11 protein-coding genes are annotated in these 13024 nt (G+C 67.6%); 7 read left to right on the forward strand and 4 right to left on the reverse strand.

Annotation, left to right across the window (positions count from 1 at the left end):
* Window positions 1–139: 139 nt before the first annotated feature.
* The 4 genes from QEG98_RS22570 to QEG98_RS22585 form a co-directional block, all read right to left on the reverse strand.
* Window positions 140–3070 carry a helicase-related protein gene (locus QEG98_RS22570; RefSeq protein WP_316562774.1) on the reverse strand — a complete coding sequence of 977 codons (2931 nt, stop codon included), beginning with the start codon at window positions 3068–3070 and terminating at the stop codon, window positions 140–142.
* Window positions 3057–5252 carry a phospholipase D family protein gene (locus QEG98_RS22575; protein ID WP_316562775.1) on the reverse strand — a complete coding sequence of 732 codons (2196 nt, stop codon included), beginning with the start codon at window positions 5250–5252 and terminating at the stop codon, window positions 3057–3059. The genes QEG98_RS22570 and QEG98_RS22575 overlap by 14 nt, the downstream gene beginning before the upstream one ends.
* Window positions 5249–6634, reverse strand: a complete 1386-nt coding sequence (locus QEG98_RS22580) for a hypothetical protein (protein WP_316562776.1) — start codon at window positions 6632–6634, stop codon at window positions 5249–5251. Before QEG98_RS22580 ends, QEG98_RS22575 begins: the two co-directional genes overlap by 4 nt.
* An 87-nt stretch (window positions 6635–6721) precedes the next feature.
* Window positions 6722–6880 carry a hypothetical protein gene (locus QEG98_RS22585; RefSeq protein WP_316562777.1) on the reverse strand — a complete coding sequence of 53 codons (159 nt, stop codon included), beginning with the start codon at window positions 6878–6880 and terminating at the stop codon, window positions 6722–6724.
* Between the two features lie 258 nt (window positions 6881–7138).
* Between QEG98_RS22585 and QEG98_RS22590 the strand changes: the two genes are divergently transcribed.
* From QEG98_RS22590 to QEG98_RS22620, 7 genes are all read left to right on the forward strand, one after another.
* Window positions 7139–7600 carry a DUF6624 domain-containing protein gene (locus QEG98_RS22590; RefSeq protein ID WP_316562778.1) on the forward strand — a complete coding sequence of 154 codons (462 nt, stop codon included), beginning with the start codon at window positions 7139–7141 and terminating at the stop codon, window positions 7598–7600.
* Window positions 7597–8856, forward strand: a complete 1260-nt coding sequence (locus QEG98_RS22595; protein WP_316562779.1) for a hypothetical protein — start codon at window positions 7597–7599, stop codon at window positions 8854–8856. Before QEG98_RS22590 ends, QEG98_RS22595 begins: the two co-directional genes overlap by 4 nt.
* 3 nt (window positions 8857–8859) lie before the next feature.
* Window positions 8860–10188 (forward strand): JmjC domain-containing protein, encoded by a 1329-nt coding sequence (locus QEG98_RS22600; protein WP_316562780.1) that lies wholly within the window; start codon window positions 8860–8862, stop codon window positions 10186–10188.
* Between the two features lie 61 nt (window positions 10189–10249).
* Complete coding sequence (locus QEG98_RS22605; protein ID WP_167371106.1) at window positions 10250–10402, forward strand: hypothetical protein; 153 nt, start codon at window positions 10250–10252, stop codon at window positions 10400–10402.
* A 145-nt stretch (window positions 10403–10547) separates the two neighbouring features.
* Entirely contained in the window at window positions 10548–11948 is a 1401-nt protein-coding gene (locus QEG98_RS22610; protein WP_316562781.1) for a hypothetical protein, read from the forward strand.
* 30 nt (window positions 11949–11978) lie between these two features.
* Window positions 11979–12767, forward strand: coding sequence for a thioesterase II family protein (locus QEG98_RS22615; protein ID WP_316562782.1), 789 nt, complete (start codon window positions 11979–11981; stop codon window positions 12765–12767).
* Window positions 12764–13024 (forward strand): acyl carrier protein, encoded by a 261-nt coding sequence (locus tag QEG98_RS22620; RefSeq protein ID WP_090490716.1) that lies wholly within the window; start codon window positions 12764–12766, stop codon window positions 13022–13024. Before QEG98_RS22615 ends, QEG98_RS22620 begins: the two co-directional genes overlap by 4 nt.

A 13024-nucleotide genomic window follows, 5' to 3' on the forward strand; every position in this document is an offset into this window, starting at 1 on the left:
GCCCTTCCGGAGTTGCGTCCGGTTTCCCAAAATCTTGGAATCCGCAGGGAAACGAGGGGCCGCAAATCGAGAAAACCCGAATAAAACCAGGAACCTGGAGGCGCTCGATTGCGATGCCGCCTCCGTGCCGAATTGAGCATCACCCGTCTGGCAGCCGTGCCTTCGCCACCGGCCCCAGCTCCACGCGGAGCGCCTGCGCGAAGGCATCTGGCAGAGGCTTCAGGGGGTCATCCGCCAAGCCGTACTCCTCGATGCGGGGCGCCGCCCCCAGGAGGAACTCCAGCCAGCGCTCCCGCAGCCGAACCGTTCGCTCCAGGCGCTCGTCGATGGTGTTGGCAATCAACGGAAGGTGAACGTCCAGGGTGGTGTCCGGCTGTCGCGCGCGAAGCCGCTGGACGAGCGAGCCCAGCCGGTCGACGCGCCCCACGCGCTGCTCGAGCTGCGCGGGGTTCCACGCCAGGTCGTGATGAACCACCCGACGGCAGTGATGATGCAGGTCCAGCCCCTCCTGCATGACCTCGTTGGCCACGAGGACCATCGGGTACAGTGGCGTGTTGAAGGCCTCGCGGAGCCGCTCCCGGCTCTCGCCCTCCACGGTGTGGCGGACGAGCGCACCCGCGCGAACCGCATCATCGAGCACCTCGCGCCGCCGCTCCTCGTCGAGCTTCCCCGCATAGGACAGGAAGCGCTTCAACAACTCGAACCAGGGCCGTCCCCGAGGCGTGGTCCAGAAGCGGTCCACCACCGACGACAGCGCCCGGGACTCGACCGCCTCCACGTCAACGCCCTGCTCCTTCGCGAATGCCAGCAACTCCGGAAGGAAGGGGACATTGCGAGCGACGAGGTAGCTGGCGAGCCGCTCGACGGTGCGGACCCGCAGCTCGGGAGGTACCTCGAGCAGGGGCGCCTTGAGGTAGGACCAGAGATGCTCGCGGCGAAGCACGAGGGCTGCGGCCCCTGCGTCAATCGACCAGGAAGGCGTCCTGTCCCCCTCGGCGGAGTCCTCGACGTCGTCGGCGACGAGGTCGAAGCCGAGCGCCACGAAGCGCGCGTCCGTCAGGCGCCTCAACACCTCCGGGTCGACATCCCCCGCCAATCCTCCGTCTCGCACGAAGAGGGCCACGGCCTGCTCGACACAGCGTTTGACCAGGGACCAGTCCATCCTCTCCGCTTGCGTCTTCGAAACGCGTTGCTGGCGCAGGAGGCCGTTCGCCCGCTCGATGACGCGTTCAAGGTGGGCCCCTTCCACCACGACGCTCTCCAGCAGCGTACCGGTATACCGCTCTCGCAGCGCGAGATAGAGCGCATCCTGAGCGCGGCCGAACCGATCACGCAGGCGAGAGTGATGTCCATCCACCCGCTTGCCGTCCAGTTCGTGCTCGAAGATGTCGCCGTGGCTCGCGGCCGGAAACACCTTCCTCCATCGCTCCAGCAAGAGATTCTCCCACTCCGCCTCGATTCTCCGCTTCAGCTCACGGAGCGTCTCGATGCGGGCGCAGAAGATGAGCGTCTTCTCGTCGCGGGCGACAGCCTCCAGCGCGTCCCGCACGACGTGGTCCACCTTCGGGTGGCCCCCCTGCTCCACGCGCAACGCCCCCACCACGCTCCGCAAGAGCCCGCGGTAGGCCTCGGCGTCGCCGTCCGGCAGGGCCTGCCGCTCACTGGAGAGCAGCGCCCCCTCGCGCGCGGCCCCGTAGGAGGAGACCATGTTGATCTGAACCGCTGCCTTATGAGTGCGGCTCTTCTCCCGGAAGAGCTCCGCGATGAACCGCTCGTAAAGCATGAAGGGAACGCCTTCCCCACCCTGGGCTCGCAGCCGGGAGCGGTGGCTCCTGCGGTAGACACGCTTGTCCTCCCGGAGGCTCCGAATCATCCACCGCCGGAAGCCCGGCTCGATGCGCTCCGCCTTCAGGGACAGCAACCGGCGCGCGCACTGGACCACCGCCCGCAGGGACGCATCTGCCGGCTCCTCCACGAGCCGGGGGTCCCTGGAAAACAACGCGCCGAAGTCCGAGATGGCGGCCTCGTCCGCTTGTGACCAGACGCGCTCGAGCTCGTTATACGCCTGCTTGTAGTCCCCCACGTCGTCCAACAATCGCTGGGCCTGCTCCATCAGGTCAGCAGGCGCGGACCGGGCCAGGGCAAAGAGCGAGAGCACTTGCTTCAGCTCATCGACAGAGAGCTGAAACGGCGTGGCCGTGAGGAACAGCGCCTTGTCGAAGCGCCCCTCGAAAACAGTGCGCACCCCGGTGGCCCGCACCGAGTCCACGTTCTTCAGCTTATGGGCCTCGTCAACGATGAGCAGGTCGAAGTCGGGGATGAGCTGCCCGACCAGGCGGAAGCGCAGGTCCATCAGCGCATCATCGACCCACCGCTGGTTCGCGAAGCCGTCGTACTCCGCGCTTTTCCAGAGGGCGTCGAGTGAGCCCTCTCCCGCGCGCTGTTTGTGTCGTTTCAACGCCTCTCGGACATGGGGCCTGATGACCGACCACTCGAAGGTATCGAGGAACGCCTGCTGCTCGACGTCCACGCGCGCCACCGCGCCCTCCCGGTAGCGACGAAAGATGGCCGCCACCTGATTGCCGGCGAGCCCCTGTGCATCCGCCCACAACGAAAGCAACCAGGCCTGGTCCGCCAGGGAGCGACTTCCCGCGAAGATGTTCACGGGCGCGATGGTGATTCGCGTCTCGCGAGCGGCCGCGACCAGCTCAGCCAGGGTGCTCGCGCTCTTGGACTGACCCGCGAAGCCCCGGTACATGGGGCGGCTGGTGTCACAGAATGCACGCAGCTCCTTGGACCACTTCGTATTGAGGTCGGGCCCCGGGGTGAGAATCAGCGCCCGGGCATCCGGCAGCACATGCAACCGGGCCGCGAGGACGCCGAGCGCCTCATACGTCTTCCCCATTCCGACTTCATCCGCCAGCACGACTCCTGGCTGGTCATCGAACAGCTCCAGCGCGCGGAGGACGGTGTTCTCCTGTCGCTCGATGTCACGCAGGGGCACCGTCGAATCGGCCCGTGCATCCAGGTGCAGGAAGCTCCGCAACCAATTCCGCTCACGTCTTTCCATGAGTGCCCTCGATCCCGTAGAAACGAACGACACCGTCCAGCCAGCCGGCACCTCGCGGTCGCAGCCGCGTCAAGTCCGCGCGCAGCAGGGTCCGCAGCTCCGCGAGCAGCACTTGCTTCGCCTCCAGATCCGCGCTCTCGGGCAACACGAGCTGCTCCAGTTCGCGAAGCAGCTCGCAGCCATAGACCCAGATTTCGTCATCGGACACGGAATCCCGAGGCAAGTCGCGCAGCCGCTCCCAGAGCGTCCGGGCCCCCATCGGCCCCAACAACCGATAGCGAAACGCGGAGACCGTCGATGCGGCGAGCAGATCCTCCTTCAGGCCCCACCAGGCCCTGAAGACGTCCGTGGGGCCAAAGCCCTCGCCAAATACGGAGTCCAGGATGGAGTCGACCCCCGCCACGCCTCGCTGCTCGCGAAGGGTCGACAACCGCTCCGCGCCCACACGCCGCGCCAACAACGCCAGCAACTCCCGGACTCCCAGGCCCGCAAGATGGGCACTCGTGGGCAGCATCGCGAGGTCCGCGACGCGGATGGGAACGAGCCACGACCGTCCCGCCGCGCGGAACTCCAACTCGGCTCCCGCCGCGGCCAGCTCGAAGTCGGAGAGCACCACCGGACCCGAGCCCGGTCCCACGCCCTTCGCCAGTTCCCTGTCCAGGTACCACCAGGACCAGGCCCCCAGCCCCGCTGGCCCCTGCTGACTCCAGGTGACGGTCAATGTGCGATCGGCCGCATCATGGACGACGTCCTCGAGCCACGCCGAGAAGTCGACGTCGGCCCCGGGCGCCTCTCGCTCCTCGAAGCGCACCGACTCGAAGGGCGCGCGCACCAGCGAGGGCAGCAATTCCGACAAGCGCACCTCTCCGTCCAGGCAGAGCAGGACGCCCGCCTCGACGTTTCCCCCCTGCTCCACCCCACGCGAAAGCGCGGCGGCGGAGGCATTGGCGGACCCGACGAGCGCATAGGTCAGCGTCCTGCCAGCGCTCGTTACCGTCAGCAGCAAGAGCTTGGCATGCAGGGGGCGCCGGCTCGCGCGCCCGGCAGGTGTCAGCGTCGCCGTTGGATGGAGCCAGAGCTGGACCTCGTGCTCGCGGACGATGCGCTCGAGGATTCGCCTCGGCGCATGGACCGTCGGCGGCTCCACGGGCCACATCCGGCCCTCCGCGATTTCATGCTCGAATGCCTCTCGCTCGTACCGCCCAGGCCGCCCGGTGCCGAGCTGAATCTCGACACGCTTCGCCGTGACGCGGTTGACCCCAAAGTACTCCAGCCGCTCGATGTCCTCGCCGTCGACCGATTCGCGATAACGCGAGGCCCACAGCCGCCCTTCGCCCTCCGCGAGCACGGGCGTTCCCCCGCCATAGGGAGGGGCGAGTGGTGCGTCCTCCCACGGCACGCCGAGGTCCAACGGCGGCGGACTCCCGGGTCGAAGCGCGAGCAACTCGGAGAGCACCGACGCGAGCCCCGTCGTGTCATTCGCGATGTCGAGGTCATCCAGTTCGAAGAACGGGGACAGGATGCCCACGCGAGTGACTCGCGCGTCCTCGGGGAGCGCCTCTTTCAGATGATCGAGCATGGACGCGCTGAAGGTGTCCACGAAGAGCGCATCCGTCGGCGCGTGGCCGCTGGGAAACGGCGTGCCGGAAATTCTTGCCGCGAGCGCGGAGCGGACCAGCGTCAACTGGGTGCCCGGGTGGGTCGCGAGCGCCGCGCAGCTTCTGAGGAACCTGTCTACATTCCGTAGGAACGCCGCGTCGCCGGGGACGTCGTAGCGCAACGTGCGCGTGAAGAAGAGCTCGGCGTTCTGCTCGTGGCCCGGCCTGGTGGCATTGCCCGAGCCCACGGCGACGCGCGCCTCCCCGTCGTACAGCACCAGGATGACCTTCGGGTGGAACGTCCGCTCCCGGATGAGCTGGAGGTCATACGGCAGGCGACGGCCTCCCCGGCGGACATGGGCGTCGACGAAGCAAGCCACCGGCGTCTCGCGGAGCGCCGCGCGGGCCTCCTCATGGTAGCGGACAGCCTCCTCCTCCGGGTCCCCCTGCAGGCGCAGCAATGCGCGCAGGATGCGGTCCTCGAAATAGGAAGGGTCGAATGTGTAGGAGCAAAAGACGGCTCCCAGGCAGGGCTGCTCGGAGACGAGGACCTGCTCGATGAGCCTCCGGGATTCGATCATCATGCGGCACCTTCCAGAACATCCAGCTCCCGGCTCATGGGCAGCCGTCCCAGGTCCGTCAGCAACGTGCGGACCACATCCAGCTTGAACGAGGGGAAGCGCGCCGACTCCGGACGCGCGGTGTAGGACGTGACAATGAGCACGAGCTTTCCGGCCTCGTTGCGAATCCAGCCTTCGCCGCGTCGCCGCTCGCGCTGGACATGGGCGTGATAGAGCAGCAACAGGTCGAGCGCCGCGAGTGAATCCGCATCCACCAGCGCCTCGACCAAGCGAAGAAAGGCAGCGCCATGCATGGGCAGACGCCGGATCGCGCCGACCTTCGGCGAGGACAGCAACGCCGCGCATGCGTCCTTCAGCGCCCCAAGCGTCTCCGCATCGAGGGCCTCGCGCCCGATGCGCTCGCGGGGAGCGACCCAACCGGCGCCATCCAGACAGGAATAGACCCGATCGAAGGCCCCGACGAGTCCCTGCATCACCTCACCAAAGCGGCGCGCCGTCAGCAGGAGCGCCAGCAGCTCATCCGAGAGCCGTCCCAGCCGGCCCGCCAGCGCCGCGTCGAGGATGTCTCGCGGAGCAGAGACCCCGGCCTTCGCGGCCGACTCGACCAACTGGCTCATCGCGAACGAGTGCGGGTCCCGTGCGTGCACGAAGAGGGCCTCGAACAACCGGTGCTGCTGGGCGGTGCGTCCGCGCTCGACCAGGGAGGTCAGACGGCTGAACCGCCCCACCTGAGCCAACGTCAACCGCCCGTGAACCCGCGTGATGCTCGTCGACTTCCTGTCCAGCGCCAGCAGCGCATACTCCTCATATCGTCCCCGGTGTTTGTTCTCCGAGGGCTCGTCCCAGAACGCGTCGATGAGCGCCAGCGCGCCCGGGCCCGGCCGCAGGGACCCCTCGATGACGAGCCCGGAGCGCCGCAGCGGCGCCAGGTAGGCCCCCAGGTTTCCCAGCTCCTGCTGACGGGAGATGAGCTGGAAGTCGAGCGGCAGGCTCGACGCACCTGAGCGCCACGCATTTCGCGCACCTCGCACGCCCCGCATGGAATCCCAATCACCCCGAGGAAGCTGGCCCTCACGGAACTCGAGCGTGGCCAGGGCCCAGAAGCGCTCCCAGCGCTCGAAGAGCTCTCGCCGAACCTCGTCCGTCGCGGGGTAGGAATGGTGCTCGATGGCCCGCTCCACGAGCTGCAATCCATAGAGCACCATCGCGTAGGCCTGGGCCCTGCTGGAGCGCGTCGTCAGCGTAGGCAACCCCCAGAGCCCCACCTGCTGCGAGACATAGTCGAGCGCGAGCGGGTCTTCGGAGGTCAGCTCGGGATTCTCCGCGGGCGGCGCCACCCAGCAGAGGGCATCGGCGGGACTCTTCAACGGCGTGAGCGTGGGCATGCACGCGCAGGCTCGCATCTCGGCGCCGTGCTGGAAAGGCAGGGGACCTACCTCCCGAGGAGTATGGCCAGCGTGTCATTGGGGACCTCATCCATCCAATGTCACACACCCCATCTTCGCGTTCCTGCGTGACCACGCCACCTTCGAGCAGACCAGGGCTGGCGGCGACTGGGCGTGGGCGATAAACCGCTGGAGTACCTGCTGGAGCCCACCCCGGTCGAAGTGGAGCACGCCAACGATAGCCATGCGTCCGTCTGCCACCAGGCATTCTGGGGTCATGACGCACGGCATTGCCTTGCAGTCCTTCGACGGAGTGGTCGCGACCGTCTGCTAATGTAGACGGCCATGAGCCTCGTTGAACGACTGCAGGACTCCCGACGCCATGAAGGACGCCCGTCCCAAAAGGCTCCGCGAGCGGCCCGGACGTCGAGCGCCGCCCCCCGCCCCACCGTCAATCGAGACCTCCGCACGCAACTGCTACGGCTGGACCGCATCGACAGCACCTTGCGTTCTGCGTGGGTGGCGACGGAATTCAAGGACCGTGCCCTTGAACGCAAGCTCGATGCGCTCACCGATGCGGGTATCGACTGGCTGCGCGAGACGCTCAAGGTCCACGGCTGGCCTGGGCATCGCCTCGTGGGCCGCAGCGGAGCAGCGGCCGCCTGGCGGCTGATTCAACATGCCGACTGCTCGCTGGCCTTCCAGAAACGCTGCCTGAAGTTGCTGCGGGACGCGGCGGCACGAGGCGACGTTCCCATCCAGCAGGTGGCCTACCTCACGGACGTGGTGCGCATGCGGGAGGGGAAGAAGCAGCTTTATGGAACGAAGTTCCGCAAGGTGAAGGGAGCGCTCGTCCCCTACCCCATCGAGAAGGAAGCCGGCGTCGACTTGCGCAGGAAGGAGATGAACCTGCCGTCGCTCGCCGCCTATGCGCGGAAGATTCGCCGCACATTCCAACCTTCGTGACGGGACCCGCCATGCACCACGCCTTCGATTGGCAGTCTTTCGTGAAGCAACACTGGGAGAAGGCACCCGCGCGCCTGGCACTGCCCGGCCCCATCCTCCCCGTCGACCAGGTCTTCCAGGCCGCGATCTCCGCCTGTGCCCCCTTCCGCCACGGGACGCGCTTCCGCGCCCTTCCCGACGCGCGCTTCTTCGTGGAGGCCGCCAGGCTCGCCGCCCCGGGAACGCTCCTCCCGGGTGAAGACGACGCGTCCCTGGAGTCGTTCTCGCGCCGCGCCTCCAAGCACCTGGACGGCGCGTCCTTCCAGCTCCACATCGAACAACCCTTCATGTTCGACTTCGCCCTCTGGAGCACCTTGAGAGACTTCCTCAGGGGGCTCCTGGAGCGCGTGGGCGTCCCGGTGCTGCCCATGGCCACCGACCTGTTGCTGGGCCGCTTCTCACGAGGCCCCTACGGCATCGCGAAGCGGCCCCACCATTCGCTGGTGACGCTGGTGCTCCAGGGCCGGCTGCGCGTCCGGCTCTGGAAGAAGCTCTGGGGCTCGCCCCCCAACGAAACCGAGGACTTCGACCGCCACCTGGACAAGGCCACCACCCTGGACGCCGGTCCCGGTGAGCTGCTCTACAGCCCCTCTCGCTACTGGCAGCTCGAAGAAGCCCAGGGGGACTGCATGGCCGTCCGGGTGTGGATTCCCGTCAAGGGGAGCCGGCCCACGGACGCGGTCAAGGACGTGCTCGTGGGGCTCCTCGAAGCGCGGCACGCGCACGATGAGCGCGTGCCCTACCACCCCTACCCCTGGCGCCGGCCGCGCAAGGGCGCACAGGCCACCATTCCATCCGTCGAGCAGACCGCGGATACGCTCCACGCGCTGACGCGAGAAGAAGACGTCCAGCAGGTCCTGCGCCTCATCTGGGCCCGGAGGGTCAGCGCTTGCGCGCTCGAGCCCGTGCCGCCGCCGGACCAGGCCCCACCCCTGTCAGACCCCGACCGGGTGCGGAAGACGCCGACCGTGGACATCATCCGGATGAAGGACCCTTCGGGGCTGTGGATCTGGGCCGTCAACGGACATGCCTTTCCCGGCCCCAACGAGGCCGTGGGACAGCGGCTCATCAACGCACTGTCCTCGGAAGCGCCGCCTTGCGTCGGTGAGCTGTGCAAACTGGCGCGCCCCGGTCCGCAGCGGGAGGCCATTCGCGCCACGCTGGCGGCGCTCCTCCGGCTGCGCGGGATTCACGTCATCACCGGAGCGGAGGCCTGACGGATGCCCGCCTTGGAGATCGCAACTCGCTTCGACTGGGACACCTTCGTCAGGCGCTACTGGAACCAGCGCCCCGTGCTCTTCAAGGGAACGCAGGCCTCGCCCTTCACCGTCGGCGACGTCTTCGACGCGTCGGCCGGCGCCACCCAGCGCTACCTGTCCCACAGCTACGCGCCGACGTCACGGCCAGACGTCACCTTCACGGTGGACCGCCTGCGGCAGCTCCGCTCCCGGGAGTGGCTGCCCCGCGCGTCCGACGGTTCCTTGGACGGGTATGACGCCCGCATCGCCTCGCAGCTGGGCGAGCGCCGGTACGCCCTCATCATCGCCACCCTGCACGCCTCCGGCTTCCGGCTCTGGTCACGGCAACGCGCCTTCTTCTCCGGCCTGTGGCAACGCGTGGGCATGCCCGTGACGGGCGCCATCACCACGCTGTTCCATGGGACGTACGAACACAGCCCCGTGGGGGTCCACCTGGACCGCTTCACCACGTTCCTGTTCGCGTTGCGCGGACGCAAGCGGATGCGCTTCTGGCGCAAGCGGCCGTGGCGCGAGGACGTCTCCACCATCCTGGACTACCAGCCCTACCTGGCGTCTTCCTTCGTCGCGGAGGTCGAACCCGGCGACATCCTCTACTGGCCTTCCACGTACTACCACGTGGGCGAGAGCGCCGGCTCAGGCGTGGCCAGCAGCGTGAATGTCGGCATCCCCATCACCGAACACCGCGCCATCTATTCCGTGGACGACCTGCTGCGCGGGATGCTCGACGAGACGTCGCTCGCCGACCAGGAGTGGAAGCAGACGCGGCTCTCGCGGGTGTCGGCATCGCCCCTGGCTCGCGGAGCCCTGACGAAGAGCGGCGTACTGGCCACGGAGCTGCCCCGGGCGTTCACCGAAGCCGTGAGCGCGTTTCGCGACGTCAGCCACCCGAAAGAGGCGCGACGGCACATCCAAGCCACCTGGCTCAAGCGGTTGACCTCGGGAGGCTTCGAGCCCGTGCCGCCGCCCACCCGTGAAAGGCCGTTGCGTGACTCACACCACGTGCGGGTGGACCCAAGCTTCCCCGTCCTCTTCGAACGTGACGGCCCCACACGGTGGATTTGTTCCGCCAATGGACATGCCTTGCGCGGCGTGGGTGGCGGACGCGCCGTTGAAATATTCTTCCGAAAGCTGAACTCCGGCGCGGATGTAAGCGTTGAAGAATTGCTGAGCCCGTTTCGGACACAACGCACTGCGAGGAATGACTCAGAAATCATTGCCGCGACGCATGAAGGAATGCGCAGCCTCCTGAAAAAACTTCACGCCTTTCACGCAATCACTCTCAGCACTTGACGCGTGTGCCGTCAGCGCCCAGGCTTGGCCAGCAGTCCACATCCATCGACGGAGGAGTGTCATGACGAAGACGAAGGCGAAGGCCCCCCGGTCGTCCAAGCAGGCCAAGCAGAAGCTCGTGAAGCTGATGAACGTCATGGAGAAGGCCACGGTTCCCGCTGCCACGAAGGCCATGGCCGGAACCTGCATTCGCATCTACTGCTCCCCCTACTGATGGCCTCGGGCCGCTGGGCATTCGTCCCAGCGGCCCGCTTCCCAACCTGCGCAGTGTGCCTCGCAGAACCGATGTAAGGCATTCTGGAGCATGCAGCCCCCCTCACTATCCTGTCACCCTCCTGGATCTCCCGAGGAGCCGTGACATGAAAAACGCTGTCGACCTGCAGGGCAACCCACTGAGCGACCTCTCCCTCGCCGCGATGCGGCGATGGCTCCTCGAAGCCGATGTGCTGGGCTACCTGCCACAGATTGCCGCCACGGAGTCTGAAGGCCGCCTCTGGACGTACTACGGGTTCGGCGTCCGGCGCATCGATGAGCTCGTCCGCGCGAACGGCTACGCGGCCCTCGACGACGCCTCCCTCCTCAGCGATGACCTGGACGCCATCGTGGCGCTGCGGGAGTTCATGGCCGCCGCGCCCCCGCTCATGGACGGCCGCCGGAGGCTCGTGGAGCAGCTTCGCGCCTTCGCCGCGGAACGAGACGCGCTGGACCAGGGCCGTCCGCTCACCGCGCACGAGCTGTTCTCCCTCTGGTACCTGAAGGCCCTGCCGGGCGCCTACATGGCGCAGCGGCTCCAGCTCACGGACGTGGACGAAGCCACGGTGCGGCGCATCGCGAAGCTCTCCGCCGTGGGACTTCAGATGTTCGATGACGCAGTGGACCTCCAGGCGGATCTCGACCGGGGGCGCTTGTGGCTGAGCGCGGAGGAGCTCGAACTGCTGGGGCTGTCCACGGCGCCGCCCGCGACGCTGGCCACCACCGCGGGGGAGCGCATCATCCGGCTGCGCAAGGCCATCTGCCTCGAGTACTTCCTCGCGGTATATGACGAAGCCTCGCGCATCGCCTCGCCGGAGAGCCGCAAGCGCGCCCAGGCCTTCGCGGAGGGCTGGCTGAGCTTCCTCCAGCAGGGCTACCTCAAGCTATACACGCCCGGAGGCCCCAAGCCCTGGGACTCCGTGCAGCGCGTCCTCAAGGCGCTGCCGGGCTCGGAAACCGTGAAGCTGCCCGTGTTGCACTCGCTGTTCTCCCTCATCTCCGCCCTGCCGCTTCCGCCCGTGGACGTGGAGGCCTGCCGGCGGGAGCTGCAACAGCTCGGGGGCTGCCCTCAGACGCTGGCGCCAGAAGTGGCCCTGGACACCATGGGTGTCTGCGAGGCGGAGGGAGACGCGGCGAACTTCGACGCGCCCGGGCCGGAGGCCTCCGTGTTGGAGCGCGTGCTGCGGGCCTCGCCCTCCAAGCACACGGCGGCGGACTTCGCGCGGTGCTGCCGCGAATCGACCGAGGGCTCTCCGTCCAACCTGCGTGACCCCAACCTGTCGGAGGTGTTCGCCAGCGGGCTCAAGCTCGCGGAGCGCTCCGCGCGGAACTCCGTCACCGCCCGGGAGAACTTCCTCCAGCAGCTTCGCCCTGGCTCAAAGCGGGCCCCGGTGGTGGACGCAGAGCTGGCCGAGCGGTTCTCGCGCGACGGCGCGGACTGGCTCGCGTTGGGAATCGAGGCCCTCGCGGCGACGGCCCGCGGGGTCCGCGACGGCTGCCGGAAATAGAACCTCTGTCCATCACCTCATCCATCGTCAATGAATCCTGAATCCAGCATCGCGGCGGCCGAGTCCTCCTGGCTCGTCCGCCGCAAACCCCAGGCGTCGCCTCGCCTCCGGCTGTTCTGCTTTCCCTACGCGGGAGCCGGCAGCCTCCCCTACTTCCGTTGGCCGGACCTGCTTCCCGAAACGGACATCGAGGTGTGCGCCGTGCAGCCTCCCGGCCGGGAGAACCGCCTGCATGAGCCGTCCGTGGAGGAACTCCCACAACTGCTGGACGCGCTCGTGCGGGAGCTGTCGCCCCTCTTCGATGGCCCCTTTGCCTTCTTCGGCCACAGCCTGGGCGCGCTCATCGCCTTCGAGCTGACGCGCGAGCTCCGCCGCCGGGGCCTTCCGCTGCCTGGCACCCTGGTCGTCTCCGGCTCCGAGGCGCCCTCCCGGCGCAGTGGACTTCCCCCACTGAGCGGCCTGCGGCGAGACGACTTCATCCGCGAGCTGTCCGCTCGCTACGACGGCATTCCGCAGCAGGTCCTGGCGCAGCCGGAGATCCTGGACCTCATCCTCCCCATCCTGCGCGCGGACCTGAAGATTTCAGAGCGCTACACCTATCAGGAGGAGCCTCCGCTTCCGGTGCGGCTGTGTGCCTTGGGTGGCACTCGCGACCCTCGCGTCTCGGAAGCCGCGCTCGACGAGTGGCGACTGCAAACACAGCAGTCCTTCTCGATGAAGATGTTTCCAGGCGGCCACTTCTTTCTCAACGAGCTGACGGCCCAGGTGGTCCAGGCCGTCCATGCCGAACTCGCAGTCGGAGCAACCCCAGCACCATGAACAGAGACGACCTGCTCGATGTCCTGACCCGCTATGTCGCGGATGAACTCCTGGACGGGGACGCGGAGGACCTCGATTCCTCCACGCCCCTCTTGGAGCTCGGCGTGCTGAACTCACTGGAGACGGCCCGGATGATGGGCTTCGTCCAGAAGAAGTACGGCATCACCATCCCCTCGGAGTCGCTGAAGGTCGAAAACCTCCAGACGATCTCCGCCATCGCCGACCTCGTCTACGACGCGAGGCCCCGGCAGCCGTAG

Source organism: Myxococcus sp. MxC21-1, from assembly GCF_032612255.1.
In the GTDB taxonomy this organism is placed as follows: domain Bacteria; phylum Myxococcota; class Myxococcia; order Myxococcales; family Myxococcaceae; genus Myxococcus; species Myxococcus virescens.

What these genes read in the sequence shown, in the direction of transcription:
- QEG98_RS22600 (WP_316562780.1), top strand. Translation starts at nt 8,860, where the DNA reads ATGCCCGCCTTGGAGATCGCAACTCGCTTCGACTGGGACACCTTCGTC.
- QEG98_RS22605 (WP_167371106.1), top strand. Translation starts at nt 10,250, where the DNA reads ATGACGAAGACGAAGGCGAAGGCCCCCCGGTCGTCCAAGCAGGCCAAG.
- QEG98_RS22615 (WP_316562782.1), top strand. Translation starts at nt 11,979, where the DNA reads ATGAATCCTGAATCCAGCATCGCGGCGGCCGAGTCCTCCTGGCTCGTC.
- QEG98_RS22575 (WP_316562775.1), bottom strand. Translation starts at nt 5,252, where the DNA reads ATGATGATCGAATCCCGGAGGCTCATCGAGCAGGTCCTCGTCTCCGAG.
- QEG98_RS22610 (WP_316562781.1), top strand. Translation starts at nt 10,548, where the DNA reads ATGAAAAACGCTGTCGACCTGCAGGGCAACCCACTGAGCGACCTCTCC.
- QEG98_RS22620 (WP_090490716.1), top strand. Translation starts at nt 12,764, where the DNA reads ATGAACAGAGACGACCTGCTCGATGTCCTGACCCGCTATGTCGCGGAT.
- QEG98_RS22585 (WP_316562777.1), bottom strand. Translation starts at nt 6,880, where the DNA reads ATGGCTATCGTTGGCGTGCTCCACTTCGACCGGGGTGGGCTCCAGCAG.
- QEG98_RS22580 (WP_316562776.1), bottom strand. Translation starts at nt 6,634, where the DNA reads ATGCCCACGCTCACGCCGTTGAAGAGTCCCGCCGATGCCCTCTGCTGG.
- QEG98_RS22570 (WP_316562774.1), bottom strand. Translation starts at nt 3,070, where the DNA reads ATGGAAAGACGTGAGCGGAATTGGTTGCGGAGCTTCCTGCACCTGGAT.